At 72.2% G+C, this 21,329-nt stretch carries 24 protein-coding genes; 20 read left to right on the plus strand and 4 right to left on the minus strand.

Annotated features, from left to right (window positions below):
- The first annotated feature begins 70 nt into the window (after positions 1 to 70).
- From ACMCNK_RS26465 to ACMCNK_RS26480, 4 genes are read left to right on the plus strand one after another with little or no spacing between them, the layout of a single operon-like run.
- Positions 71 to 622: an NADH-quinone oxidoreductase subunit B gene (locus tag ACMCNK_RS26465; RefSeq protein WP_412739068.1), complete on the plus strand. Its 552-nt coding sequence runs from the start codon at positions 71 to 73 to the stop codon at positions 620 to 622.
- A gap of 10 nt (positions 623 to 632) precedes the next feature.
- Positions 633 to 1,934, plus strand: coding sequence for a DUF2252 domain-containing protein (locus ACMCNK_RS26470; protein ID WP_412739069.1), 1,302 nt, complete (start codon positions 633 to 635; stop codon positions 1,932 to 1,934).
- 35 nt (positions 1,935 to 1,969) lie between these two features.
- Positions 1,970 to 2,740 carry an NADH-quinone oxidoreductase subunit C gene (locus ACMCNK_RS26475; protein WP_412739070.1) on the plus strand — a complete coding sequence of 257 codons (771 nt, stop codon included), beginning with the start codon at positions 1,970 to 1,972 and terminating at the stop codon, positions 2,738 to 2,740.
- Complete coding sequence (locus ACMCNK_RS26480; protein WP_412739071.1) at positions 2,740 to 3,699, plus strand: complex I subunit 1/NuoH family protein; 960 nt, start codon at positions 2,740 to 2,742, stop codon at positions 3,697 to 3,699. The genes ACMCNK_RS26475 and ACMCNK_RS26480 overlap by 1 nt, the downstream gene beginning before the upstream one ends.
- A gap of 26 nt (positions 3,700 to 3,725) precedes the next feature.
- Here ACMCNK_RS26480 and ACMCNK_RS26485 read toward each other — a convergent pair whose 3' ends face one another.
- On the minus strand, positions 3,726 to 4,295 hold the full coding sequence (locus ACMCNK_RS26485) for a Uma2 family endonuclease (RefSeq protein WP_412739072.1): 570 nt from the start codon (positions 4,293 to 4,295) through the stop codon (positions 3,726 to 3,728).
- A 104-nt stretch (positions 4,296 to 4,399) separates the two neighbouring features.
- Between ACMCNK_RS26485 and ACMCNK_RS26490 the strand changes: the two genes are divergently transcribed.
- The 8 genes from ACMCNK_RS26490 (at position 4,400) to ACMCNK_RS26525 (ending at position 13,381) form a co-directional block, all read left to right on the plus strand.
- Complete coding sequence (locus ACMCNK_RS26490) at positions 4,400 to 5,116, plus strand: NuoI/complex I 23 kDa subunit family protein (protein ID WP_412739073.1); 717 nt, start codon at positions 4,400 to 4,402, stop codon at positions 5,114 to 5,116.
- Positions 5,113 to 5,637 (plus strand): NADH-quinone oxidoreductase subunit J, encoded by a 525-nt coding sequence (locus tag ACMCNK_RS26495; RefSeq protein WP_412739074.1) that lies wholly within the window; start codon positions 5,113 to 5,115, stop codon positions 5,635 to 5,637. Before ACMCNK_RS26490 ends, ACMCNK_RS26495 begins: the two co-directional genes overlap by 4 nt.
- Positions 5,637 to 6,065 carry an NADH-quinone oxidoreductase subunit NuoK gene (gene nuoK / locus ACMCNK_RS26500; protein WP_412739075.1) on the plus strand — a complete coding sequence of 143 codons (429 nt, stop codon included), beginning with the start codon at positions 5,637 to 5,639 and terminating at the stop codon, positions 6,063 to 6,065. The genes ACMCNK_RS26495 and nuoK overlap by 1 nt, the downstream gene beginning before the upstream one ends.
- A complete protein-coding gene (locus ACMCNK_RS26505) occupies positions 6,062 to 7,969 on the plus strand; it encodes an NADH-quinone oxidoreductase subunit L (RefSeq protein ID WP_412739076.1) in 1,908 nt (635 codons plus the stop codon). The genes nuoK and ACMCNK_RS26505 overlap by 4 nt, the downstream gene beginning before the upstream one ends.
- Positions 7,966 to 9,510 (plus strand): complex I subunit 4 family protein, encoded by a 1,545-nt coding sequence (locus ACMCNK_RS26510; protein ID WP_412739077.1) that lies wholly within the window; start codon positions 7,966 to 7,968, stop codon positions 9,508 to 9,510. Before ACMCNK_RS26505 ends, ACMCNK_RS26510 begins: the two co-directional genes overlap by 4 nt.
- The gene (locus tag ACMCNK_RS26515) at positions 9,507 to 10,946 is read left to right on the plus strand and encodes an NADH-quinone oxidoreductase subunit N (RefSeq protein WP_412739078.1); all 1,440 of its coding nucleotides are present in this window, start codon (positions 9,507 to 9,509) and stop codon (positions 10,944 to 10,946) included. The genes ACMCNK_RS26510 and ACMCNK_RS26515 overlap by 4 nt, the downstream gene beginning before the upstream one ends.
- Positions 10,947 to 11,077: 131 nt before the next feature.
- Entirely contained in the window at positions 11,078 to 11,956 is an 879-nt protein-coding gene (gene htpX / locus ACMCNK_RS26520) for a zinc metalloprotease HtpX (RefSeq protein WP_412739079.1), read from the plus strand.
- Between the two features lie 156 nt (positions 11,957 to 12,112).
- Positions 12,113 to 13,381, plus strand: coding sequence for an MFS transporter (locus ACMCNK_RS26525; protein WP_412739080.1), 1,269 nt, complete (start codon positions 12,113 to 12,115; stop codon positions 13,379 to 13,381).
- A 6-nt stretch (positions 13,382 to 13,387) separates the two neighbouring features.
- Here the strand turns inward: ACMCNK_RS26525 and ACMCNK_RS26530 are convergent, their stop codons facing one another.
- Positions 13,388 to 14,023 carry a class I SAM-dependent methyltransferase gene (locus ACMCNK_RS26530; RefSeq protein WP_412739081.1) on the minus strand — a complete coding sequence of 212 codons (636 nt, stop codon included), beginning with the start codon at positions 14,021 to 14,023 and terminating at the stop codon, positions 13,388 to 13,390.
- A 73-nt stretch (positions 14,024 to 14,096) separates the two neighbouring features.
- Here ACMCNK_RS26530 and ACMCNK_RS26535 point away from each other — a divergent pair, with 73 nt between their 5' ends.
- The 5 genes from ACMCNK_RS26535 (at position 14,097) to ACMCNK_RS26555 (ending at position 17,659) form a co-directional block, all read left to right on the plus strand.
- Positions 14,097 to 14,558, plus strand: coding sequence for a DUF1707 domain-containing protein (locus ACMCNK_RS26535; RefSeq protein WP_412739082.1), 462 nt, complete (start codon positions 14,097 to 14,099; stop codon positions 14,556 to 14,558).
- Between the two features lie 56 nt (positions 14,559 to 14,614).
- On the plus strand, positions 14,615 to 15,460 hold the full coding sequence (locus tag ACMCNK_RS26540; RefSeq protein ID WP_412739083.1) for a GNAT family N-acetyltransferase: 846 nt from the start codon (positions 14,615 to 14,617) through the stop codon (positions 15,458 to 15,460).
- Entirely contained in the window at positions 15,457 to 16,116 is a 660-nt protein-coding gene (locus tag ACMCNK_RS26545; RefSeq protein ID WP_412739084.1) for an MOSC domain-containing protein, read from the plus strand. Before ACMCNK_RS26540 ends, ACMCNK_RS26545 begins: the two co-directional genes overlap by 4 nt.
- 163 nt (positions 16,117 to 16,279) lie before the next feature.
- Positions 16,280 to 16,588 carry a protealysin inhibitor emfourin gene (locus ACMCNK_RS26550; protein WP_412739085.1) on the plus strand — a complete coding sequence of 103 codons (309 nt, stop codon included), beginning with the start codon at positions 16,280 to 16,282 and terminating at the stop codon, positions 16,586 to 16,588.
- Positions 16,589 to 16,618: 30 nt separating this feature from the next.
- Entirely contained in the window at positions 16,619 to 17,659 is a 1,041-nt protein-coding gene (locus ACMCNK_RS26555; protein ID WP_412739086.1) for a M4 family metallopeptidase, read from the plus strand.
- A gap of 12 nt (positions 17,660 to 17,671) precedes the next feature.
- On the opposite strand, the gene ACMCNK_RS26560 is transcribed toward ACMCNK_RS26555, so the two are convergent.
- Entirely contained in the window at positions 17,672 to 18,421 is a 750-nt protein-coding gene (locus ACMCNK_RS26560; protein ID WP_412739087.1) for an alpha/beta fold hydrolase, read from the minus strand.
- A gap of 36 nt (positions 18,422 to 18,457) precedes the next feature.
- Entirely contained in the window at positions 18,458 to 19,426 is a 969-nt protein-coding gene (locus ACMCNK_RS26565; protein WP_412739088.1) for a GlxA family transcriptional regulator, read from the minus strand.
- A 72-nt stretch (positions 19,427 to 19,498) separates the two neighbouring features.
- Here ACMCNK_RS26565 and ACMCNK_RS26570 point away from each other — a divergent pair, with 72 nt between their 5' ends.
- The 3 genes from ACMCNK_RS26570 to ACMCNK_RS26580 all read left to right on the plus strand — a co-directional run bounded on the left by ACMCNK_RS26570 (position 19,499) and on the right by ACMCNK_RS26580 (position 21,195).
- The gene (locus tag ACMCNK_RS26570) at positions 19,499 to 20,263 is read left to right on the plus strand and encodes an MBL fold metallo-hydrolase (protein WP_412739089.1); all 765 of its coding nucleotides are present in this window, start codon (positions 19,499 to 19,501) and stop codon (positions 20,261 to 20,263) included.
- Between the two features lie 79 nt (positions 20,264 to 20,342).
- Positions 20,343 to 20,642 carry a GNAT family N-acetyltransferase gene (locus tag ACMCNK_RS26575; protein WP_412739090.1) on the plus strand — a complete coding sequence of 100 codons (300 nt, stop codon included), beginning with the start codon at positions 20,343 to 20,345 and terminating at the stop codon, positions 20,640 to 20,642.
- 40 nt (positions 20,643 to 20,682) lie between these two features.
- Positions 20,683 to 21,195, plus strand: coding sequence for a haloacid dehalogenase-like hydrolase (locus ACMCNK_RS26580; protein ID WP_412739091.1), 513 nt, complete (start codon positions 20,683 to 20,685; stop codon positions 21,193 to 21,195).
- Positions 21,196 to 21,329: the final 134 nt, after the last annotated feature.

The following is a 21,329-nucleotide window of genomic DNA, read 5'->3' on the forward strand; positions in this document are numbered from 1 at the left end:
ACGTACGTCCGATATGCCGCCCGCCGGGCCTTGGTGCATCGCGCTCGGCGCGCCGGGGTAGGTTGGCGGCGTGGCCGGTCTGCCAGGAGTCCTCGGTGAGCCCATCAGGTTCGTCCTGAACTGGGGCCGCCGCTACTCGCTGTGGGTCTTCAACTTCGGGCTGGCCTGCTGCGCGATCGAGTTCATCGCGACCAGCATGGGCCGCCACGATTTCATCCGGCTCGGCGTGATCCCGTTCGCGCACGGCCCCCGCCAGGCCGACCTGATGGTCGTGTCCGGCACGGTCACGGACAAGATGGCCCCGGCGATCAAGCGACTGTACGACCAGATGCCCGAGCCGAAGTACGTCATCTCGTTCGGCTCCTGCTCCAACTGCGGCGGGCCGTACTGGGACTCGTACTCGGTGACCAAGGGTGTCGACCAGCTCATCCCGGTCGACGTGTACGTGCCGGGCTGCCCGCCGCGCCCCGAGGCGCTGCTGCACGGCATCCTGCGGCTGCAGGAGAAGATCGCCCGCGAGCAGTCCGGGCCCGGCGGGGTGCCGCGGCCGGACCCGCTGCGCCGCGACGCCGCCTCGCTGACCGCCCCGATGGTGACCCCGCCGGTGGTCGAGGGCAGCTAGCCTGCCTCTCATGACCACCCCGTCGCGAGCCGACTTCATCATCGACGTCCTGACCCGCGAGTTCGGCGAGCTGATGGCGCTGGACCCGGCCGCCTTCCGGCGCAAGTTCCGGAAGATGGCGGCCTCGCCGTTCGCGTTCTACCGGGGCAGCGCGTCGCTGTTCTACGCCGACCAGACCGGCGGGTACGCCGATGACCGGTTCCTCGACGAGCGCACCAGCCGCGTCTGGATCCACGGCGACCTGCACGCGGAGAACTTCGGCACGTACATGAACTCCGACGGGCAGCTCGTCTTCAACGTCAACGACTTCGACGAGGCATACGTCGGGCCGTTCAGCTGGGACCTCAAGCGGTTCAGCGCCAGCGTGGCGCTCATCGGCTACTCCAAGGCGCTGTCGGACGCCGCGATCACCGAGCTGGTCACCACGTTCGCGCGGGCGTACCTGGTCGAGCTGCGGGCCATCGCGGCCGGCGGTGACGACGCCATCGGCTCGATCACCCTGGAGAACGCCGACGGTGTGCTGCGCCGGGTGCTCCAGCAGGCCCGGCTGAACACCCGGGTCGATCTGCTGGCCGGGCAGACCACGATCGACGACTACGAGCGCCGCTTCTCGCTCGGCGACGGCGTGTACGAGATCGACGCGGACACCCGGGCCACGGTGTGCGCCGCGTTCGACGCGTACCTGACCACGCTGCCGCAGCACCGCAGCGTCGCCACCAACATCAAGGACGTGGTGCTGCGCAAGGGCGTCGGCATCGGCTCGGCCGGGCTGCCGTCGTACAACCTGCTGCTGGAGGGGCACACCCAGGCGCTGGAGAACGACGTCGTCATCTACATGAAGCAGGCGCAGGTCCCGGCGGTCGCCCGGTGGATCGACGACGAGCGGGTCCGCGGCTACTTCCGGCACCAGGGCCACCGCACCGCCGAGTCGCAGCGGGCGTTGCAGGCGCACGCCGACCCGTGGCTGGGCTTCACCGAGCTCAACGGCGTCGGCCAGCTCGTCGCCGAGGTCTCCCCGTACGCGGCCGACCTGGACTGGTCCGACGTCAACGAGCCCGAGGAGCTGACCGGCGTCATCGCCGACCTGGGCCGCGCGGTCGCCCGCATGCACTCGGTCGCGGACGACGAGTCCAGCCACGACCTGGTCGACTTCTCCACCGAGGAGTCGATCGTCGCGGCGGTCGACAAGGACGAGGCCGGCTTCGTCGAGCACCTGGTCGACTTCGCCCACCGGTACGGCGACCAGGCCCGCGAGGACCACCAGGACTTCGTGGACCTGTTCCGCAACGGGCGGTTGCCGGGCCTGCAGTAGCGTTGCGCGGGGCGTCGGGCCATAGGATCACCCCCATGACGCCCGAGGAGGTCGGTGAGCGCCTGGTCGCGCTGCTGGCGGACGAGCAGCACGCCGACGCCGGTCCGGTCACGGCGAGCGTGTCCGGTGGCGGGGCGGGGCACGAGCGGGCCGTGGTGGACGTACCCGTGGCCCGGTGGTGGGCGGCGGTGTCCGTCGCCCGCGACCCGGCCGCGCTGGGCTGCGACTTCTTCGACTGGCTGACCGCGGTCGACGAGCTGGCCGACGGTTTCCGGGTGGTGGCCCACCTGTGGTCCAGCAAGCGGCACCACGGGCTGCTGTTGCGTGCCCTCGTGCCGCTCGACGAGCTCGTCGTCGAGTCCGTGGTGGACCTGTTCCCGGGCGCCGCGTGGCACGAGCGGGAGACGTACGAGATGTTCGGCATCACGTTCGCCCGGCACCCCGACCTGCGGCCCCTGCTGTTGCCGCCCGGCTTCGAGGGACATCCGCTGCGCAAGGAGTTCGTGCTGGCGTCGCGGGTGGCCAAGGCGTGGCCGGGCGCCAAGGAGCCGGGCGAGTCCGAGTCCGGGTCGGCCAAGCGTGCCCCGATGCGCCCGCCCGGCGTCCCCGACCCGAACGAATGGGGCCCCCTCAAGGGCCAGGCGCCTGCGCCCGAGTCACCGCCGCGCCGCGCCGCGGGCGACCGCCCCGCGCGTCCCGCCCGCCCCGCCGCCGACCGGCCCGTCCGGGAACGGCCCGCTCCACCCCCAGCCCCGCCAGAGGCCCCGGCCCCGACGGACGACTCGCCGGCCGAGGGGAGCGACTGATGCCGCTCTGGCTCGACCTGACCGTGCGGGTCGTTGCGGTGGTCGTCGGCTTCCTCACGCTCCCGCTGGTCGTGGGCCAGGCCGAGCACAAGGTCATGGCGCACATGCAGGGCCGCCTCGGCCCGATGTACGCGGGCGCGTTCCACGGCTGGGCACAGTTGATCGCCGACGGCGTGAAGTTCGTGCAGAAGGAGGACATCGCGCCGCGGGCCGCGGACCGCCGGGTGTTCCAGCTGGCGCCGATCGTTGCGCTGTTCCCGTACCTGCTGGTCCTGCTGGCCGTGCCGCTCGGGCCCGGCGGGTTGGTCGCCCAGGCCATGGACATCGGCCTGTTCTTCGTGCTCGCCGTGCTCGGCGTCGGCGTGGTCGCGGTCCTGATGTCGGCGTGGGCGTCGGCGAACAAGTACAGCCTGCTCGGTGGCCTGCGCGGCGCCGCCCAGCTGCTCGGCTACGAGCTGCCGCTGGTGCTGGCCGCGGCCAGCGTCGCGATGGCCGCGGGCACGCTGAGCCTGCCCGGGATCGTCGCGGCGTGGCAGCCGTGGTGGCTGGTGTGGCAGTTCCCCGCCGCGGCAGTGTTCTTCGTGGCCGGCCTTGCGGAGATCCGGCGGCCCCCGTTCGACATGCCGATCGCCGACTCCGAGCTGGTCTTCGGCTACCTGACCGAGTACACCGGCCTGCGGTTCGCGTTCTTCCTGCTCGCCGAGTACGTCGGCATCGTCGTCATCGCGGCCCTGACGACGGTGTTGTTCCTCGGCGGCTGGCACGGCCCGTGGGCGGAGCACCTCGGGTGGCTGTGGACGCTGGTCAAGGTGTTCGCGGTGTCGTTCGTCATCATCTGGCTGCGGGTGACCTACCCGCGCCTGCGCGAGGACCAGCTGCAGCGCCTGTGCTGGCTGGTCCTGGTGCCGGTCGCTCTGGCCCAGCTCGTACTGACCGCGGCCGTCAAGGTACTGACGTAGACGACCGAGCTGAAAGACCGAGATCGTCAGAGATACCGCGGGGTTAGGGTGCTGACCGGAATGCTGATCGGCCAAGGCTCGGACACCTCGATGACGTCGCTGAACGCGCCGATCGGCTGGTACACCTCGTGCTCCGGGTCGATCTTGGAGGCGTGCACCATGAGGCCTCCTTTCGTCTCGATTCGCCAGTAGAAAGGGATCCCCGCAGCGGCGTACAGGGCAGGTTTCGTGATCCGGTCCATGCTCTGTGATGTCGGTGAAACGATCTCGACCGCGAGTACGACCTCATGAGGCGCGTAGTGCCCGGCCGCGCGAGTGGCTGCCTCGTCGGTTGCCACGAGCACGTCCGGAATGAAGGACCGGCGGTTGCTGATCCGGATCTCGACGCTCTGGGTCACTTGGAGATCGCGAGGGCAGGTTTGTTCCAGTGCGACGCCGAGCCGCATTGCGATGATCTGGTGCACGTCCGTGGGGGAGGGGGACACGAGGAGCACTCCATCGAGCAACTCGCGGCGCAAGCCATCTTCGGGCAGGGCTTCAAGATCGTCGGTGGTCCAGCCGTCCGCCGGCGGACCATCGCTCAATGCAGCGGTCATCAGGGCCTCCAGGGACGGGTCGCGCGCCCTCCGCTCACCGTATCGGAAGATCGCCGTGGGGGTGTGCTCGCGTCGGGCCCAGCGACCGGGCAGGATATGCGTTTGTGACTGACGACCGGGACCGGGGCGCGCCCGGCAAGGGCCTGCTCAACGGGCTCGCCGTCACCCTCAAGACGATGACGCGGCGCAGCACCACGCAGCAGTACCCCGACGTCGAGCCCGACCTGCCGCCCCGCTCCCGCGGCGTGATCGCCCTGCTCGAGGAGAACTGCACGGTCTGCATGCTGTGCGCCCGCGAGTGCCCGGACTGGTGCATCTACATCGACTCGCACAAGGAGGAGGTCGTCGTCCCCGGCGCGGCCCGCCCCCGCCAGCGCAACGTGCTCGACCGCTTCGACATCGACTTCTCCCTCTGCATGTACTGCGGGATCTGCATCGAGGCGTGCCCCTTCGACGCGCTCTACTGGACGCCTGAGTTCGAGTACTCCGAGTACGACCTGCGCGATCTGCTGCACGACAAGGACCGCCTCGGCGACTGGATGCAGACCGTGCCGCCCCCGCCCGCCCACGACCCGCTCGGCGAGCCGTCGAAGGAGCAGGCCACCGCGGCGCGCAAAGCTGCAGGGCCCGGCGCGGCCACACCCGCCAAGACCGCCAGACCCGCACAGGTACGGCCGACCCCCGCCCCAACCGCAGCAACCCCGTCCCCCGCCGACGGGCGAGGTTCAGCCGCGGAGACGGGCCCGGCCGCGGAGAAGGGCCCGGCCGACGAGACGGGTTCCGCCGACGAGTCAGGTCCGGCGACGGAGCCGGAGAAGTGACCGTCGCGGACGCCCTGCTGCTCGCGCTCGGTGCCGTCGCGGTCGGTGCGGGCGCCCTGGTCGTGACCAGCACGCACCTGGTCCGTTCAGGGCTGTACCTGGTGGTCAGCCTCGGCGCGCTCGCCGGGCTGTACCTGGTGCTCGGCGCCGAGCTGATCGCCTGGGTGCAGGTGCTGGTGTACGTGGGCGCGGTCGTGGTGCTGCTGCTGTTCGCGGTGATGCTTACCCGGGCCCCGATCGGCCCGTCGCCCGATCTCGACCGTCCAGCCTGGGCGGCGGCGCTGGTCGGCGGCGGTGTCGGGCTCGGACTGTCGGCCCTGTTCGCAGACGCGTACCGCTGGGCGAGGTTCCCGCAGCCCGAGACCGGCACCGCGGCGCGGATGGGTGAGCAGGTGTTCGGCGCGTGGGTGCTGCCGTTCGAGGTGCTGTCGATCCTGCTGCTCGCGGCGCTGGTCGGGGCGATCGTGCTGTCCCGTCCGGACCTCGGGGCCCGGCGTGACGAACCGGTGGAGACCCACTGATGCATCCGGTCATCCCGATGGTCACCGCGGCACTGCTGTTCGGGCTCGGCGTGTACGGCGTGCTGCGGCGGCGCAACGCGATCCTCGTACTCATGGCGGTCGAGCTGATGCTCAACGCGGTGAACCTGGTCTTCGTCACCGCGGACGCCACGATCCGGGCGGCGCATGCGGGTGCGGTGTTCACCCTGTTCGTGATCGTGCTCGCGGCGGCCGAGATCGGCGTGGGGCTGGCGATCGTGCTGCAGTTCTACCGGGTGCGCGCGATCGTCGCGATCGACGAGGTGGCACTGGACCCGGTCCCGGAGCCGGACGGGGAACAGCCGGAGCCGGTCGCTGAGGCGCTCGCCACGGCATCGGTCACGACCGAGGAGGGGACGTCGGCGGCTGGGCCGGATGCGGCGGCCGGGACGGAGAACGTGGCCGAGTGAACACCGACGTGCTCATGCCGACGCTGCCCGGCGTACCTCTGTTGCTCGGCCTTCTCGGTCTGCTGCTGCCGCCCGGTGACGGCGGCCGCGCCCGGCGGTGGCCGGCCGCAGCCCTCGGCATCGTGGGCGCGGCCGCCGCGCTGGCGGTCACCGTGCTGCTGCTGGCCCGCGTCGACGGGCCGGTCACCGCCGGGGTCGGCTGGGTCGAGCTGGGCGACCTGCCGGTCACGCTCACGTTCTCGGTCACCCCGGCGGCACTGTACGTCGCGCTGGCGGTGGCCGTGGTGGCGCTCGCGGTGCAGGTGTACTCCGTTGCCTACTTGCACGACGACCCCCGGTACGCGCCGTACGCGGCGCAGGTCAGCCTGTTCACCGGCGCGATGCTGCTGGTCGTGGTCGCCGGTGACCTGATCCCGCTGCTGGTCGGCTGGGAGGTCATGGGCGCCTGCTCGTACCTGCTGATCGGGCACGACCGGCGGCTGCCCGAGGCACCTGCCGCGGCGGTGAAGGCGTTCCTGGTGACCCGGGTCGGCGACGTGGGCTTCCTGCTCGGCATCGCGATCCTCGGCGTCGGGGCGGGCCGCTTCCGGATTGCCGACGTCCTCGCGCACCACTACTCGCCGGCGACGCTGACCGTCGCGCTGCTGCTGATCCTGGCCGGGGTGGCGGGCAAGAGCGCCCAGTTCCCGCTGCACACCTGGTTGCCCGACGCGATGGCCGGCCCCACCCCGATCTCCGCGCTCATCCACGCCGCCACGATGGTGGCCGCCGGTGTGTACGTCGTGTTCCGCCTGTTCCCGCTGTTCGCGGCGTCGCCCGCGGCGCTGGCGGTGCTGGGGGTGATGGCCGCGATCACGTTGCTGCTCGGTGCGCTGTGCGCCACCGCCCAGGAGGACATCAAGCGGGTGCTGGCCTGGTCCACGGTGTCCCAGATCGGGTACATGACCGGGGCGTTGGCGGTCGGTTCCCCGTCGGCGGCCCTGTTCCACCTGCTGACGCACGCGGCGTTCAAGGCGCTGCTGTTCCTCGGCGCGGGCGCGGTCATCCACGCGGTCGGCACGAATGCGCTGTCCCGGATGGGCGGGCTGCGTACGCACATGCCGGCCACGTTCTGGTCGATGGCGATCGGGCTCGGCGCGCTCGCCGGGCTGCCACCGCTGGCCGGCTTCTGGTCCAAGGAGACCGTGCTGTCCGCCGCGGAGCACGCCACCGACGGCGCCGGGCCCGCCCCGGCGTGGGTCGGCTGGACGGTGTGGCTGGCGGCGCTCGCCGGGGTCGCGGTGACCGCCTGGTACGCGACCCGCCTGCTGCTGCGCGCGTTTCTCGGCGCTGCCCGGGCCCGCGACGACGACTGGCAGGTCGGCTTCGATGACGCCCGGTACGACCGCGACTTCGCCCGTCCGCACGACCCGCCCGCGCTCATGCGCTGGCCGGTGCTGCTGCTGGCGATCCCGGCCGCACTGCTCGGGCTCGCGGTGTACGTGCCGGAGTTCCGCACCGCCCTGGGGCTGGCGACGCCGCACGTCGATCCCGCGGTGGCCGCGCCGCTGGCGCTGCTGGTGGTGGGCGCGGGCGCCGCGTGGTGGCGGTGGCGGGCGGTGCCCGGCGCCGACCCGGCCGACGCGCTGGGCCGGTGGCGCCCGCTGCTCGCCAACGGCTTCTTCCTCGACGCGGTCCAGGACCGCTTCGTGGTACGCCCGGTGCGCGCGCTCGCGGGCGGCCTGCGCCGCTTCGACGAGCGGGTGATCGACGGGACCGTGGAGGGCACCGGGACCGTCACGACCCGGCTCGGTGCGGTGCTGGCCGCCGTGCACCGGGCCGCCCTGCCCCGCGCCGCGGTGGCGGTGCTCACCGGCGCGCTGCTGCTCGGCGTGGCCGCCGCGATCTACGGAGCCGCGTCATGAGCCCGCCCGACGTGTCACCGGTCCTTCAGACGCTGCTGCTCGCGCTGCTGATCGTCCCGGCGCTGGGCGCCGCGGTCGTCGCCGTCCTGCCCGCTCGGGGCGATCGGGCCGCCCGTGGCGTCGCCACCGGCTTCGCCGCGCTCACGTTCGTGGCGGCGGTGCTGCTGGCCTGGCCGTCGGTCCGTGGCGGATCCCGCCTCGAGACCGCTGCGGACGGCCGGACGCTGTTTCTCCCGCCGGTCGCGGTGCACACCTCCTGGGTGCCCGCGCTGCATCTGGACCTGCACCTGGGCCTGGACGGGGTCTCGTACCCACTGGTGCTGCTGACCGCGCTGCTGACGCTGCTGTGCTGCGCGTACACGGTGTGGCGGGTGCCGGAGGGCGGCTCCGGCCGTACGCTTGCGGCGCTGTTGCTGGTGCTGGAGGTCGGCATCATCGGCACGTTCCTCGCGCTGAACGTGGTGTTGTTCTTCGTCTTCTTCGAGATCGTCCTGCTGCCCATGTACGCGGTGATCGCGGGCTGGGGTGGCCCGGGGCGGCGCGCGGCGGCCCGCAAGTTCGTGCTGTACACGCTGTTCGGCTCGGTGCTGCTGCTGCTCGGCGTCTTCACGGTCGTCACCGCGGCCGGTACCGGCGACCTGACCGTGCTGGCGGGCGGCGCCGGCCTGTCGCGCACCACGCAGTACGTCGCGTTCGCGCTGTTCGCGGTCGCGTTCGCGGTGAAGGCCCCACTGTGGCCGTTGCACACCTGGTTGCCGGACGCGCACACCGAGGCTCCCACGGTCGGCAGTGTGATCCTCGCCGGGGTGCTGCTGAAGATGGGCACGTACGGCCTGATCCGCATCGGGCTGGGGGTGGCGCCGCAGGGCGCGGCGTGGGCGAGCCCGGTCCTCGGGATCCTCGCGGTCGCCGCGGTCGTGGTGGGTTCCCTGATCTGCCTGCGGCAGACGGAGCTCAAGCGGCTCATCGCGTACTCCAGCGTCGGGCACATGGGTTTCGTGCTGCTGGGCATCGCGGTCGGCACGCAGACCGGGGTGCAGGCGGCCCTGATCGGCAACGTGGCCCACGGGATCGTCACCGGCCTGCTGTTCTTCCTCGCCGGGGCGGTCAAGGACCGGGCGCACACCGGTGACCTGACCGAGCTGGGTGGGCTGCGGGAGACCGCGCCCCGGCTGGCCGGCGTGCTCGGCTTCGCGGCGATCGCCTCGCTGGGCCTGCCGGGGCTGGCCGGGTTCTGGGGGGAGGCGTTCGCGGTCGTCGGCGCGGTGCAGCGCGGCGGTCCGTTGTGGGTCACCCTCGCCGCGGTCGGCGCGGTCGGTGGCGCGCTGACCGCCGCGTACTTCCTGCGGTTGTTGCGCCGGGTCACCCACGGCCCGGCGACACCGGTGGTCGCGCAGCTGCCGCGGCCCGCTCCGGCCGGGTACGAGTGGGCGGCGTGGGCGCCGCTGGTGTTGCTGGCGCTGCTGGTCGGCTTGGTGCCCGCGCTGGTGCTGGCCGGCACGGGCGCCCCGGTGGAGATCCTGACGGGAGGGCCGTGGTGACCCAGTCCGTCGACCACTTCGCCTTGCTGCCGCTGTACGCCGCGGCCGGTACCGCCCTGCTCGTGCTGCTGGCCGAGGTGACCACCGGCCGCCGGTCGGTGGTGTTCGGGGCGGCGTTGCTGGGCGCCGCGGCCACCGCGGCGGGTACCGGTGTGGTCGCCGCACAGGGCCCGCGCGCGACGTTCTGCGTCGGCACGGACTGCTCCTGGGTGGCCACGCCGCTCGCGGCGGTCGCCGCGGTGCTGTTCGCCGGGCTGACCGCCGGGGTGCTCGCGCTGTCCGTGCCCGCCCTGCGCCTGGGGGCGGCGCCGCCGGGCGAGTTCTGTTTCCTGCTGGCAAGTTCGATGACCGGCGGCGTCACGGTCGCGTACGCGGGCGACCTGATCACCCTGATCGTCGGGCTGGAAACCCTGACCCTCCCGCTGTACGTGCTGGTCGGTCTGCGCCGCTTCGCGCCGCGCGAGCGGGTCACCACCGCGGGCGCCTCCGCAGCGGTCACGTTCTTCCTGGTCAGCGTCGTCTCCACCGCGGTCGCCCTGCTCGGCGCGGCCCTGCTGTACGCCGCCACGGGCGCCCTGCATCTCGCCGTTCTCCGCAGCACCCCCGCTCCGGGATCGCCGGGCACCCTGGCGCCGCTGGCGACGGTCGGTGCCGCGCTGCTGGTCGTCGGGTTCGGCTTCAAGGTCGCGGCGGTGCCATTGCACGCCTGGGCGCCGGCCACGTACGACGGTGCGCCCGTGCCGGTCGCGGCGTACCTGTCGACCGCCTCCAAGCTCGGCGGTGTGGTCGCGCTGGCGGTGGTCGTGCCGCGGTTGGGCACCGGCTGGCTGGTGGCGGTGCTGGCGGTGCTGACCATGACGGTGGGCAACCTGGTCGCCCTGCGCCAGACCCGGATGGTGCGGCTGCTGGCGTGGTCGTCGGTCGCGCAGGCGGGGTACATCCTGGCCCCGCTCGCCGCGGGCGCCGCCGGGGTGCCCGCCGCGGCCGCGTACGCGGTGTTCTTCGTGCTGCTGGAGTTCGTGGCGTTCGGCGCGCTGGTCGCGCTGCGCCGGCCCGTCGCGGACGGCGGGGAGATCGCGGACTACCGGGGCGCCGGTCGCCGCGCGCCGTGGCGGGCCGCCGCGCTGGTGCTGGCGTTCGCGGGGCTCGCGGGTCTGCCGCCGGGCCTGGCGGGCCTGTTCGCCAAGGTGACCATCGTGGACGTGTTGATCGACACGGGCTGGGCGTGGCTGGCCGGGGCGGTGGCGCTCAACGCGGTCATCGCGCTGGCGTACTACGTGCGCGCCGCCGCCGTCCTGTACGCCCCCGACTCCCCGGACGCCGCGGCCCGTGCGCGGGTGCCCGGGTCGGTCGCCGCGGCGGTGACGTTGGGCGCGGCGGTGGCCGTACTCGTGGGCCTGGCACCGCAGTTGATCTTCGACGCTCTGACCCCCTGACGCGGGCGGTGGCGTGCGCCACGTCTGAGCGTCGCGCACAGCGAACTCACAGTCACTTACGGATGAATTCCCGGCGGGGACATGTTCCCTGGGATGTGGGCACCTCCCGCCCGCCGTCTGAAGGAGTGATCGTGCACAGCCACCACAACGGCCTCAAGACGGCCGCTCTGCTGGGTCTGCTCACCGCCATGATTCTCGCCGTCGGGTACTGGCTCGGCGGCAGCGCGGGGCTGGTCCTCGCGGTCATCGTGTCGCTGGCCATGAACGCCGGCAGCTACTTCTTCTCCGACACCATCGCGCTGCGTGCGATGCGAGCGCGACCGGTCAGCGAGGCCGAGTTCCCCGCCCTGTACGAGATCGTCCGCGAGCTGGCGGCCGAGGCGGGCCAGCCGATGCCCCGCCTGTACGTGAGCCCGGCGCTGCAGCCCAACGCGTTCGCGACCGGCCGCAACCCGAGCCACGCCGCGGTGGCGGTCACCGTCGGCATCACCCAGTTGCTGGACCGCCGGGAGCTGCGCGGGGTGATCGGCCACGAACTGTCGCACGTCTACAACCGGGACATCCTGATCTCCAGCGTCGCGGCAGCCCTGGCGGGCATCGTCACGATGATCGCGCAGCTTGCGATCTTCCTGCCACTCGGCTCGGACGACGACGACGGCCCGAACCCGGCGACGCTGCTGCTCATGCTGATCCTCGGGCCGCTGGCCGCCTCGATCATCCAGATGGCGATCAGCCGGAACCGGGAGTTCCAGGCCGACGCCTCGGGTGCCGCGCTGACCCGCGACCCGCTCGCGCTGGCCAGCGCGCTGGAGAAGATCCAGTACGGCGCCCAGCGGATGCCGTTGCCCGCCGACGGGCAGCTCGCCACGTCGGCGCACCTGATGATCGCCAACCCGCTGCGCGGTGGCGGCATCGCGTCGCTGTTCTCGACGCATCCGCCGATGCCGGAACGCGTCCGCCGCCTGCGCGAGCTCGCCGCGGCGACCGGCCCGGTCGAGTACGTGCGCTGACCCGCCCGAGACCCCGCGTCACCGTCACCCCGTCGGCCGTCCGGCCGGCGGGGTGACGTCCATGACATGCCCCCGTATTTCAGGGGCGGCCCCACCCCGCCGACGGTTAGCGTCGAAGGCCGATTCGCTCGTTACCGACCCCGGAGGTGGAGCCCTGTGACCGCGTTGCGTCAGTACCTTGGCGTGTGGCGACTGCCAGGCGGACGGGCCCTGCTCATGGTCGGCATCCTGGCCCGCCTCGGCATCGGCATGACCCCGCTCGCGCTGCTGCTGCTCGTGCAGCAGGCCACCGGCCGGTACGCGGCCGCGGGCATCGCCGGCGGCATGTACGCGCTCGCGGGCGCCGCGCTCAGCCCGGTCGCCGGTCGGCTCGCCGACCGCATCGGCCCGGCCCCCGTACTGCTGACCACGGCCGTGCTGCACCCGCTGGCGCTGACCGGTCTGCTGATGGTCAGCCGCGGCGCGGATGCGTCGCTGCCCCTGATCATCGTGGCGTCCGCGGCGGCCGGCGCGACGTACCCGCCGCTGACCGCGGCGATCCGCCGGGCCTGGACCGACGCGACCGACGTCGCCAGCGGCCGGCACCACCTGCGCGGCGCCGCGATGGCCGCCGAGACCTCACTGTTCGAACTGGTGTTCGTGGCGGGCCCGATGCTGGTGGCCGGGTTCGTGGTGGCCACCCATGAGCCGGCCGCGGCGCTGGTCGCCTCCGCGGTCGCCACGTTCGTCGGGACGCTGTGGGTGGCCCGGCTGCCGATCATGCGGCACGCCCGGCGGCACGACGAGGACGAGGCCGCCCGCGGTCTCGGCCCACTGCGCGTACAGGGCTTCCCCGCGCTGCTGGTCTGCGTCGGCGCGCTCGGTGTCTCGTTCGGGGCGGCCGGGGTGATCGTCCCCGCGTACGCCGGTCAGCACGGCGGCGGCGACGGCATGGGCGGGGTGTTGCTCGCCGTGTGGGGGATCGGCTCCGCGATCGGCGGGCTGCTGTTCGGCACCCGCAAGCCCGCGATGGCGCTGCCCCGGCAGCTGGCCTGGCTGCTGGCCGCGGTGTCGGCGAGTTTCCTGGTGCTCGCGGTGATGCCGAACCCGGCCGCGCTCGGCGTCGCCCTGGTGATCGGCGGGGCGACCATCGCCCCGGCGCTGACCGTGGAGACGAACCTGGTCGGCCGGCTCGCGCCGGCGTCGATGATGAACGAGGCGTACACCTGGGTGGTCACCGTGTCCGTCGCGGGCAGCGCTGCCGGCGGTGCCGTGTCCGGCGCGATCGTGGACGAGCCCGGCGGCCTGCCGTGGGCGTTCGTCTTCGCCGCCGGGGTGCTCGCGCTGGCCGCGGTGGTGGCCGCGCTGCCCGCCGGGTCGATGGCCCGCGCGGACCGGCACGCGACCGACCGGATCCGCCACGCCCTCGCCGCCGAGGCCGCCTGACTCCCCTCAGGCGGGCTCGGCGGGGCGGGCGAGCGTCAGCGCCTGGAAGTGCAGCTTCCCGTCGTCCACGGTGTGGAAGTCGACGATCTCGAACACCTGCGCCGCGGCCCGCAGGATCTGCTCGTCCGTACGCAGGGCGAAGAACCGCCACGGCTCCTGCGCATCGTCCGCCGCGACGCCCTCCGCGCCGGGCCCGCCGTACATCCCGAGGTAGCCCAGGCCGCCCGGCTTGAGCGCGTCGCGGGTGGCGCGCACCGCCGCACCAAGATCCGCATTGGGTACGTGGGACAGCGAGTTCATCGCATACGCCGCGTCGAAGCGGGCCGGTGGAAAACCCAGGTTCAGGAAGTCGCCGAGGTACGCGTCGAGACCCTTGGCCCGGCAGCGTTCCACCATCGCGGGTACGAGATCCACCGCGACCACCCGCAGGCCGCCCTCGTCCCGGAAGAAGGCACCGTCCTCGCCGCTGCCCGCACCGATCACCAGCAGCGTCTGCGCACCGATCGCCCGCAACCGGTCCAGGTACGCCTCCCGCTCCGCCACCTTCCAGTACTGCCTGCCGTCCCACGTCTCGGATCCCGCGTCGTACCACGAGCTCAGGCGCGCGGCGTAGTCGGCCGGATCACCGTTTCGCAGCCTCATCGGTGTCTCCTGTTGTCAAAGCGGCCTCTTAGATAGCCTGGCGCCTACGGCGGGGGTTGTGAAGGAGCGTTTGATGGCCAAGGAAGTCGCGCGTCAGCCGGAGCGGGTCGAGACGATGCGGGCGGCGGACTCCGACCGCCAGCAGATCGCCGACCGGCTCAAGATGTCGCTGGACGAGGGACGGCTCAGTTTGGCCGAGTACGACGACCGGGTCCGCGAGGCGTACGCGGCCCGCACGTACGCGGATCTGCTCGTGCTGGTCAACGACCTGCCGGAGCCCGGCCTGAGCGCAGCGGACGTGAGTGCCCGCCGCGCCGCCGAGGCCCGCCGCGCCGCGCGTCGACTGCCGACCGCGCTCATGGTGCTGTGGACGGTGTGGGGTGCGCTCGCCGCGGTGAACGTGGCGGTGTGGCTGATCGTGGCGGCGACGGTCGGCACCGACGTGTACGTGTGGCCGGTCTGGCTGCTCGTGCCCGGTGTCGCGCTGGGCGCGGTCACGATCGGCGTGCAGGAGATCCGGCGGCGCCACCGCTGACCCCCGGCCTGGGAAATCGGGGTGCGTCCTCCCCGGCCGCCACCCAGGATGAGTCCATGACGTGGCACAGCACGGACACCGTGGCCGAGTTCGCGGCCGAGGCCGGCGACTTCCTGCGATCCCGCCCGGTTGTGCACTCCGTCCCGCTCACGCTGGTCCGCGCGCTGGAGCTGAACGGCCCGCACGCGTTCGGGCCGGGCGATCCGATCTTCGGCTGGTGGCGGGACGCCGATGGGACGGTGTCCGGGGCGTACCTGCAGACCCCGCCGTACCCGCTGCTGCTCACCGCACTGCCCGCGCCGGCCGTCCCCGCCCTGGCCGAGGCGCTGGCCGGGCGGCGGCACCTGTCCGGTGTGAACGCCTGCGTCGCGGACGCGGAGGTGTTCGCGCAGGAGTGGCAGCGGCGCACCGGTGTCACGTTCACGACGGGGATGCAGAGCCGGCTGTTCCGGCTCGGCGCGCTGACCCCGCCGGACCCGCTCCCGCGCGGCCGGGCCCGGGTGGCCGCTGCTGGTGACCGGGACCTGCTGGTGCGCTGGGTCGAAGCGTTCCACGACCACGTGGGCGAGTCCGTCCGCGACAGCGGCGCGGTGGTCGACGAGAAACTTGCGTACGGCGGCCTGAGCCTGTGGGAGGTCGACGGCGAGCCCGTCTCCATGGCCGGGGTGACCCGTCCGGAGGCCGGCATGGTGCGGGTGCTGGCGGTGTACACCCCGCGCGAGCTGCGCGGCCGTGGCTATGCCGGCGCGGTGGTCTCCACCGTCAGCCAGGCTGCCCTCGACGGCGGCGCCACCGACGTCGTGCTCTTCACCGATTTGGCCAACCCGACGAGCAACGCGCTTTACCAGCGCCTGGGCTACCGGCCGGTCGAGGATCGCATCGTGATGGAATCGGCGGCATGAGCGTCGGCAGAGTCGTTTCGGTCAATCTTGCGGTACCCGAGCCAGGCCCGAAGGGTGTCGGGACCACCGGCATCAACAAGCAGCCGGTCGGGCATGCGGTGGCCGTGCGCGCGCCCGGCCCCAAGACGACCGGCCTGCACAGCGGCCTCGTCGGCGACCAGATCTTCGACATCAAGCACCACGGCGGCGACGACCAGGCCGTCTATGCGTACGCCCGCGAGGACTACGACTGGTGGGAGGCCGAGCTGGGTCGCAGCCTGCCCGGCGGCCTGTTCGGCGAGAACCTGACCACGACCGGGGTGGACGTCAACGGCGCGATCATCGGCGAGACCTGGCGGGTCGGCGAGGAACTGCTGCTGCGGCCCACGTTCGGGCGGATCCCGTGCATGACGTTCCAGGCGAAGATGAACGAGCCGCACTGGGTCAAGCGGTTCGCCGCGCAGAACAGGCCCGGCGCGTACCTCAGCGTGGTGCACCCGGGCGAGGTACGGGCCGGAGACCTCGTAGAGATCGTCGACCGCCCGGCCGAGGGGATCAGCATCGGCGAGGCGTTCCGGATCTGGATGCACGACCCGGAGGAGCTGCCGCGGCTCCTGGAGGCGGAAGGAATCGGGGCGGGCCTGCGGGCGGATCTCCGCAAACGAATGCGGCTCTGAACCCTCTGCGCCGTCCACCCACGACCGGCCCGTTCTGTCCCCACCCGAAAAGGCGAATCGACAAGATTTGCGATTCCGTGCGTCGTCACGTGGTGAAATCCGCGGGTACGCTTGACGGAACCTGCCCCCGCAGATTCCTCTGGAAGGGCGAGGCGGTGATCCGATGAAGATTGCTCTCGAGCGTTCGGGCGGTTTCGCGGCCGTTCCGGCACTGTCCGGTGACATCGTCGTGGACACCGATGAAGTGTCGCGCGAAATGGCATCGGAACTGGAGCGTCTCGTCGATGCGGTGCAGTTCGCCGACCGACCCCGCAGAACACATGGTGCCGCCGGTGCCGCGGATGTGCGTACCTATCGCCTCACCGTCGACCGGCAACGCCGAAGCGATGTCCTGGCATTCACCGATCTGACTCGAGACTCGGCCCTCGACGCACTCGTGACCCGGCTGGAGGCGATTGCCCGAGGACGATAACCCCATCCCCACCACCGCCAGGAGCAACACATGCACAACGGCCTGCTCTGCATCGTCCCGCCCTACGTCCTCGAGGCCATCGCGGCCAACGGCACCCCGGAGCAGCGTGCCTGGGCCGCCGCGACCCTGAGCCTCGACACCGAGATCCGGGCCACCCGCGAACAAGCCCCGTCGGCGCCCCCGCAGCCCGCAGCCGACGTCACCGCGAGCCGCCGGATCTACGACGCCGATCACACGACCTCGCTGCCCGGCACGCTGGCCCGGGGCGAGGGCGCCCCCGCCGTCGCGGACGTCTGCGTGAACGAGGCGTACGACGGTTTCGGCGCCACGCTCGACCTCTACGGCCAGGTGTACTCGCGCAACTCCGTCGACGACGCCGGCCTCGACCTGATCGGCACGGTCCATTACAGCACCGACTTCAACAATGCGATGTGGGACGGCGACCAGGCCGTCTTCGGCGACGGCGACGGCGACATTTTCAACCGGTTCACCATCGCCGTCGACGTCATCGGCCACGAATTGACCCACGCGGTCACCCAGTACACGGCCGGGTTGGCGTACCGGAACCAGTCCGGGGCGCTCAACGAGTCCATTTCGGACGTCTTCGGCTCACTCGTGAAGCAGTACCACGCGGCCCCGCAGCAGACCGCCGATCAGGCCGACTGGCTCATCGGAGCAGGATTGTGGACGGCCCGGATCCACGGCGTGGCGCTGCGCTCGATGAAAGCGCCCGGCACCGCGTACAACGACCCGGTGGTCGGAAAGGACCCACAGCCGGCGACGATGGACGGATATGTGGTCACCCGCAGCGACAACGGCGGCGTTCACCTCAACTCCGGGATCCCGAACCACGCGTTCTATCTCGCCGCGGTCAGCTTCGGCGGGTACGCCTGGGAGAAGGCCGGCCGCGTCTGGTATGCCGCCCTCACCGACCCGGCGTTGTCAGCCAACGCGTCATTCCTGGAATTCGCCCAGCTGACCGTTCAGAAGGCACAAGCGCTGTTCGGGGCGGACGGGCGCCAGCGGGTGCACGACGCGTGGGCCGCGGTGGGCATCGAAACCTCCCAGTGAGGCCGGGGCCGCTCAATCCGGGTGATCCTTGCCCGCAGAGCGGTGACGGCTCGCGGACCTCGCGAGCTCCGTGCAGGCGTCGGTGACGGCACGTACCCAGATGGCCGGATGAGTGGCCCAGAAGTCGTGTGGCACACCGGGGATGCAGACGAAGGCGCCGAGCGGTGCGAGTTCCCCGAGTTGTTGCAGGGGCCAGGCGGGCCGGATGTCGGCACCCGGGGCCACGAAGCGCATCGGGACGGTGCAGTCGGCGACCCGCCGGAGCACGCGGGGCTCGTGAATCCACTCCAGGTAGGAAGCCGACAGGGCAGCGTGGACCTCGGGGACCCACGCGATGGGGATGTCGGGTTCCGTGTCCCTGCGCGCGTGGTACTCCTCGGACCACGTCCGGTCCTTCTGGATACCGGTCCCCGCTATCCCGACGACAGCCCGTACCGCGTCGGGATGCTGGAGAGCGTAGAACAGCGCCAGGTCGCTGCCCCACGAATGCCCCACGACGATCCACTCGTCGACGCCGGCCGCCCGGCGAACGGCTTCGAGATCCGCGACGGCCTGCGTCATCGTGTGACCGCCTCCGCCCGACCGTCCCACGCCACGGGGCTCCGGATACCACGTCCGGAAGCCCCTGGGGGCGATTTCGTCGTCCTCCAGGTACTGGACGCAGCCGGGCCCGCCGGACAGCACGACGACGTCGGGGCCGGAACCGGTGACGCCGACATGCAGGGGCACCCCGTCGTGGGCTGGGATCACGCGCGATTGCATGGCGGGCACCGTAACCCGCGGTGAGCGGGGCCGGGCTCAGGTGGTGCGGAAGCTGGTCCGATATGACTGCGGCGCAACACCCACGATGCGCCGAAAGTGGGGGCGCATCGTCATGCCGTCGGTGAATCCACTGGCCCGGGCGACGCTGTCGATGTCGAGGTCGGTCGTGGACAGGATGTGTTGTGCGCGCAATACCCGTTGGTGGAGCAGCCATTGCAGGGCGGAGCAGCCGGTCGTCTCGCGGAAGCGCCGGTCGAAGGTGCGGCGGCTCAGGTGTGCGGTGGCGGCGAGCGCGGCGACGTCCAGCGCCGGGTCGCTGAGGTGTTCGACAGCGTGCCGCATCGCGTCGGTGATGGCGTCGCCGGTATGGAACTGCGGTACGGGCCGTTCGACGAACTGCGCCTGCCCGCCGGCCCTCTGGGGTGCGACGACGAGTGCCCGGGCGGCGGCGTTCGCCGCGTCCGGTCCGTGGTCGCGGCGCAGCAGGTGCAGGCAGGCGTCGAGGCCGGCGGCGCTGCCGGCGCTGGTCACGATGGTGCCCTCGTCGACGTAGAGCGCGTCGTCGACGACCTCGACCGCGGGGAACCGGTCGGCGAACGCGGCGAGGTAGTGCCAGTGGGTGGTGGCGCGGCGCCCGTCGAGCAGGCCGGCCTCGGCGAGCACGAACGCGCCGAGGCACAGACCGACCACGGTGGCGCCGTCGCGATGCGCGGTGCGGAGCAGGTCGAGGACGTCCGCCCCGACCGGTGCCCCGGTCGGGGGGCGCCAGCCCGGCACGATGAGCAGTCCCGCCTCGTCGAGCGCGGCGAGCGGATGCGGCGTGCCGATCGAGATGCCGGCGGTGGTGCCGAGCGGGTGGGGGTGCTCGCCCGCCACCCGGACGTCGAAGCGAGGACCGCCCCGGCCGGTCTGGTCGATGCCGAAGACCCGCGGTGCCACCGCGACCTCCAGCATCGGGGCGCCGTCGCCGACGAGGACACCGACGGTTGTCGAACTCCGGGTCATGGCTTGAATGTATCGGACGATGTCTTTCAAGCCACTGCCTGGGCGGCCGCGGTCGGCCGCAGACTTGCCGCCATGAACCTGCAGATCCGCCGCTTCGGCGGCCCGACCGCGACGTTCTCCCTCGGCGGTCTCACTTTCATGACCGACCCCACGTTCGACGCCCCGGGTGAGTACCGGCTCGGCACCCGCACCCTGACCAAGACGGCCGCGCCCGCCGGTACACCCACCGACGCCGGACGGGTCGACGTCGTTCTGCTCTCCCACGACCAGCACCCCGACAACCTGGACCGCGCCGGGCGTGAATACTGCGCCACGGTGCCGCTGGTGCTGAGCACCCCCACCGCCGCCGAGCGACTGGGCTCACCGGCCCGTGCGCTGCCGACCTGGGCATCCATCGATCTGCCGCGGCCCGGCGGTGGCGGCGACCTGCGGGTCACCGCCGTAGCCGCCCAGCATGGCCCGGACCACACCGAACACCTGACCGGGCCGGTCAGTGGGTTCGTGATCCAGGGCGACCGTCTGCCGACCGTGTACGTCAGCGGCGACAACGCCTCCCTGCGGGTCGTCGAGGAGATCGCCGTCCGGTTCCCGGCCATCGACGTCGCGTTCCTGTTCGGCGGCGCGGCGCGTACCCCCTTGCTCGGTGACGCGAACCTGACCCTCGATGCGGCCGGGATGGTCGCCGCGACCCGCATCCTCGGCGCCTCGACCGTGGTCCCCGTCCACGTCGACAGCTGGGCGCACTTCACCGAGGGCATCGCCGAGGTCCACGCCGCGTTCACCGCCGCGGGCCTGGCCGACCTCCTGCTGACGCCGGCGCCGCACCACGCTGCATGAAGGGTCGCGACAACGCCGTGGGGCCGGCGCGTGCCCAGCCCTGCGGCCCGTCCGGCCGGCCAGGCCCCCTCCCGCGGGTTTGCGCCACTGGGCGGCCAGCCGAGGCGAGGAACTAGTCGGCCTCGCCTCGCTGTACTTCGACCACCATGACGTGGAGTTGGACACCTTCGGCCTCATGCCCGGGCACATCGGCATGGGGCTCGGCGCGGCGTTTCTCACCCGCACCGTTCAACCTCGCCTGGCGCGAGGCACCGACCGCACAACGGCTCTGGCTGCACACGTCGGACGCCGACCATCCCCACGCGCTGCGCAACTACCAGCGGCGCGGGTTTCAGCTCTTCCGTACCGTCGGGCCGGCAGGCCGGTAGTTCGCGGGTGATGACGACGGTCCGGCCGGGCGGTGCCAATAGCCTGCGACCGTGATTCGCGGCGTGGTCTACTTTGATGTCGACGGGACGTTGGTCCCGGAGACCAGCAGCTCACAGCATTTGGCACGGATGATGGGCCATGCCGAGAGCGTGCGGGAGGCGGAGGCGCGCTACGCCGCCGGCGCGGCGAGCAACCACGAGGTCGCCGTCCTGGACGCTCGCGGCTGGGCGAGGTGGCCTCCGGCGTCGGTCCGCCGGTCCCTGGCGTCGCTGCCGCTGGTGGATGGCATCGCCGAGACAGACTCCTGGTGTCGGCGGTACGGCCTGGCGCCCGTCCTGGCTACGCTCGCCTGGGATCCCGTCGGCGCCTACCTCTGCGACCGCTTCGGCTTCGACAGAGCCTGCGGCCCGCGCCTGGAGGTGGTCGGTGGCCGCTACAGCGGGCAGGTTGCCGAGCACTTCGACGAGGAACGTAAGCGCGACTTCGCGGTGAACGTGGCGGCCGAACTGGGTGGGACCGAGTGGGGACCCACGAGGAAGGCCCCCGGCTATCTCAGCACGTGAGGGGCCTGTTCGTGCTGTGGTGGCGGGTAAAGGATTCGAACCTCTGTAGCTTTGCCAATTGCTGGTCCTGCCTGCACGATTCGCCGAGACGACGCACCGCCTCCAGCACCTCCCGTCGCGGGGGCCGCCGGAGG

This window comes from Krasilnikovia sp. MM14-A1259, from assembly GCF_047159535.1.
Classification (GTDB): domain Bacteria; phylum Actinomycetota; class Actinomycetes; order Mycobacteriales; family Micromonosporaceae; genus Actinoplanes.

What these genes read in the sequence shown, in the direction of transcription:
- ACMCNK_RS26470 (WP_412739069.1), top strand. Translation starts at nt 633, where the DNA reads ATGACCACCCCGTCGCGAGCCGACTTCATCATCGACGTCCTGACCCGC.
- ACMCNK_RS26475 (WP_412739070.1), top strand. Translation starts at nt 1,970, where the DNA reads ATGACGCCCGAGGAGGTCGGTGAGCGCCTGGTCGCGCTGCTGGCGGAC.
- ACMCNK_RS26480 (WP_412739071.1), top strand. Translation starts at nt 2,740, where the DNA reads ATGCCGCTCTGGCTCGACCTGACCGTGCGGGTCGTTGCGGTGGTCGTC.
- ACMCNK_RS26485 (WP_412739072.1), bottom strand. Translation starts at nt 4,295, where the DNA reads ATGACCGCTGCATTGAGCGATGGTCCGCCGGCGGACGGCTGGACCACC.
- nuoK (WP_412739075.1), top strand. Translation starts at nt 5,637, where the DNA reads ATGCATCCGGTCATCCCGATGGTCACCGCGGCACTGCTGTTCGGGCTC.
- ACMCNK_RS26510 (WP_412739077.1), top strand. Translation starts at nt 7,966, where the DNA reads ATGAGCCCGCCCGACGTGTCACCGGTCCTTCAGACGCTGCTGCTCGCG.
- ACMCNK_RS26530 (WP_412739081.1), bottom strand. Translation starts at nt 14,023, where the DNA reads ATGAGGCTGCGAAACGGTGATCCGGCCGACTACGCCGCGCGCCTGAGC.
- ACMCNK_RS26535 (WP_412739082.1), top strand. Translation starts at nt 14,097, where the DNA reads ATGGCCAAGGAAGTCGCGCGTCAGCCGGAGCGGGTCGAGACGATGCGG.
- ACMCNK_RS26540 (WP_412739083.1), top strand. Translation starts at nt 14,615, where the DNA reads ATGACGTGGCACAGCACGGACACCGTGGCCGAGTTCGCGGCCGAGGCC.
- ACMCNK_RS26545 (WP_412739084.1), top strand. Translation starts at nt 15,457, where the DNA reads ATGAGCGTCGGCAGAGTCGTTTCGGTCAATCTTGCGGTACCCGAGCCA.
- ACMCNK_RS26550 (WP_412739085.1), top strand. Translation starts at nt 16,280, where the DNA reads ATGAAGATTGCTCTCGAGCGTTCGGGCGGTTTCGCGGCCGTTCCGGCA.
- ACMCNK_RS26555 (WP_412739086.1), top strand. Translation starts at nt 16,619, where the DNA reads ATGCACAACGGCCTGCTCTGCATCGTCCCGCCCTACGTCCTCGAGGCC.
- ACMCNK_RS26560 (WP_412739087.1), bottom strand. Translation starts at nt 18,421, where the DNA reads ATGCAATCGCGCGTGATCCCAGCCCACGACGGGGTGCCCCTGCATGTC.
- ACMCNK_RS26565 (WP_412739088.1), bottom strand. Translation starts at nt 19,426, where the DNA reads ATGACCCGGAGTTCGACAACCGTCGGTGTCCTCGTCGGCGACGGCGCC.
- ACMCNK_RS26570 (WP_412739089.1), top strand. Translation starts at nt 19,499, where the DNA reads ATGAACCTGCAGATCCGCCGCTTCGGCGGCCCGACCGCGACGTTCTCC.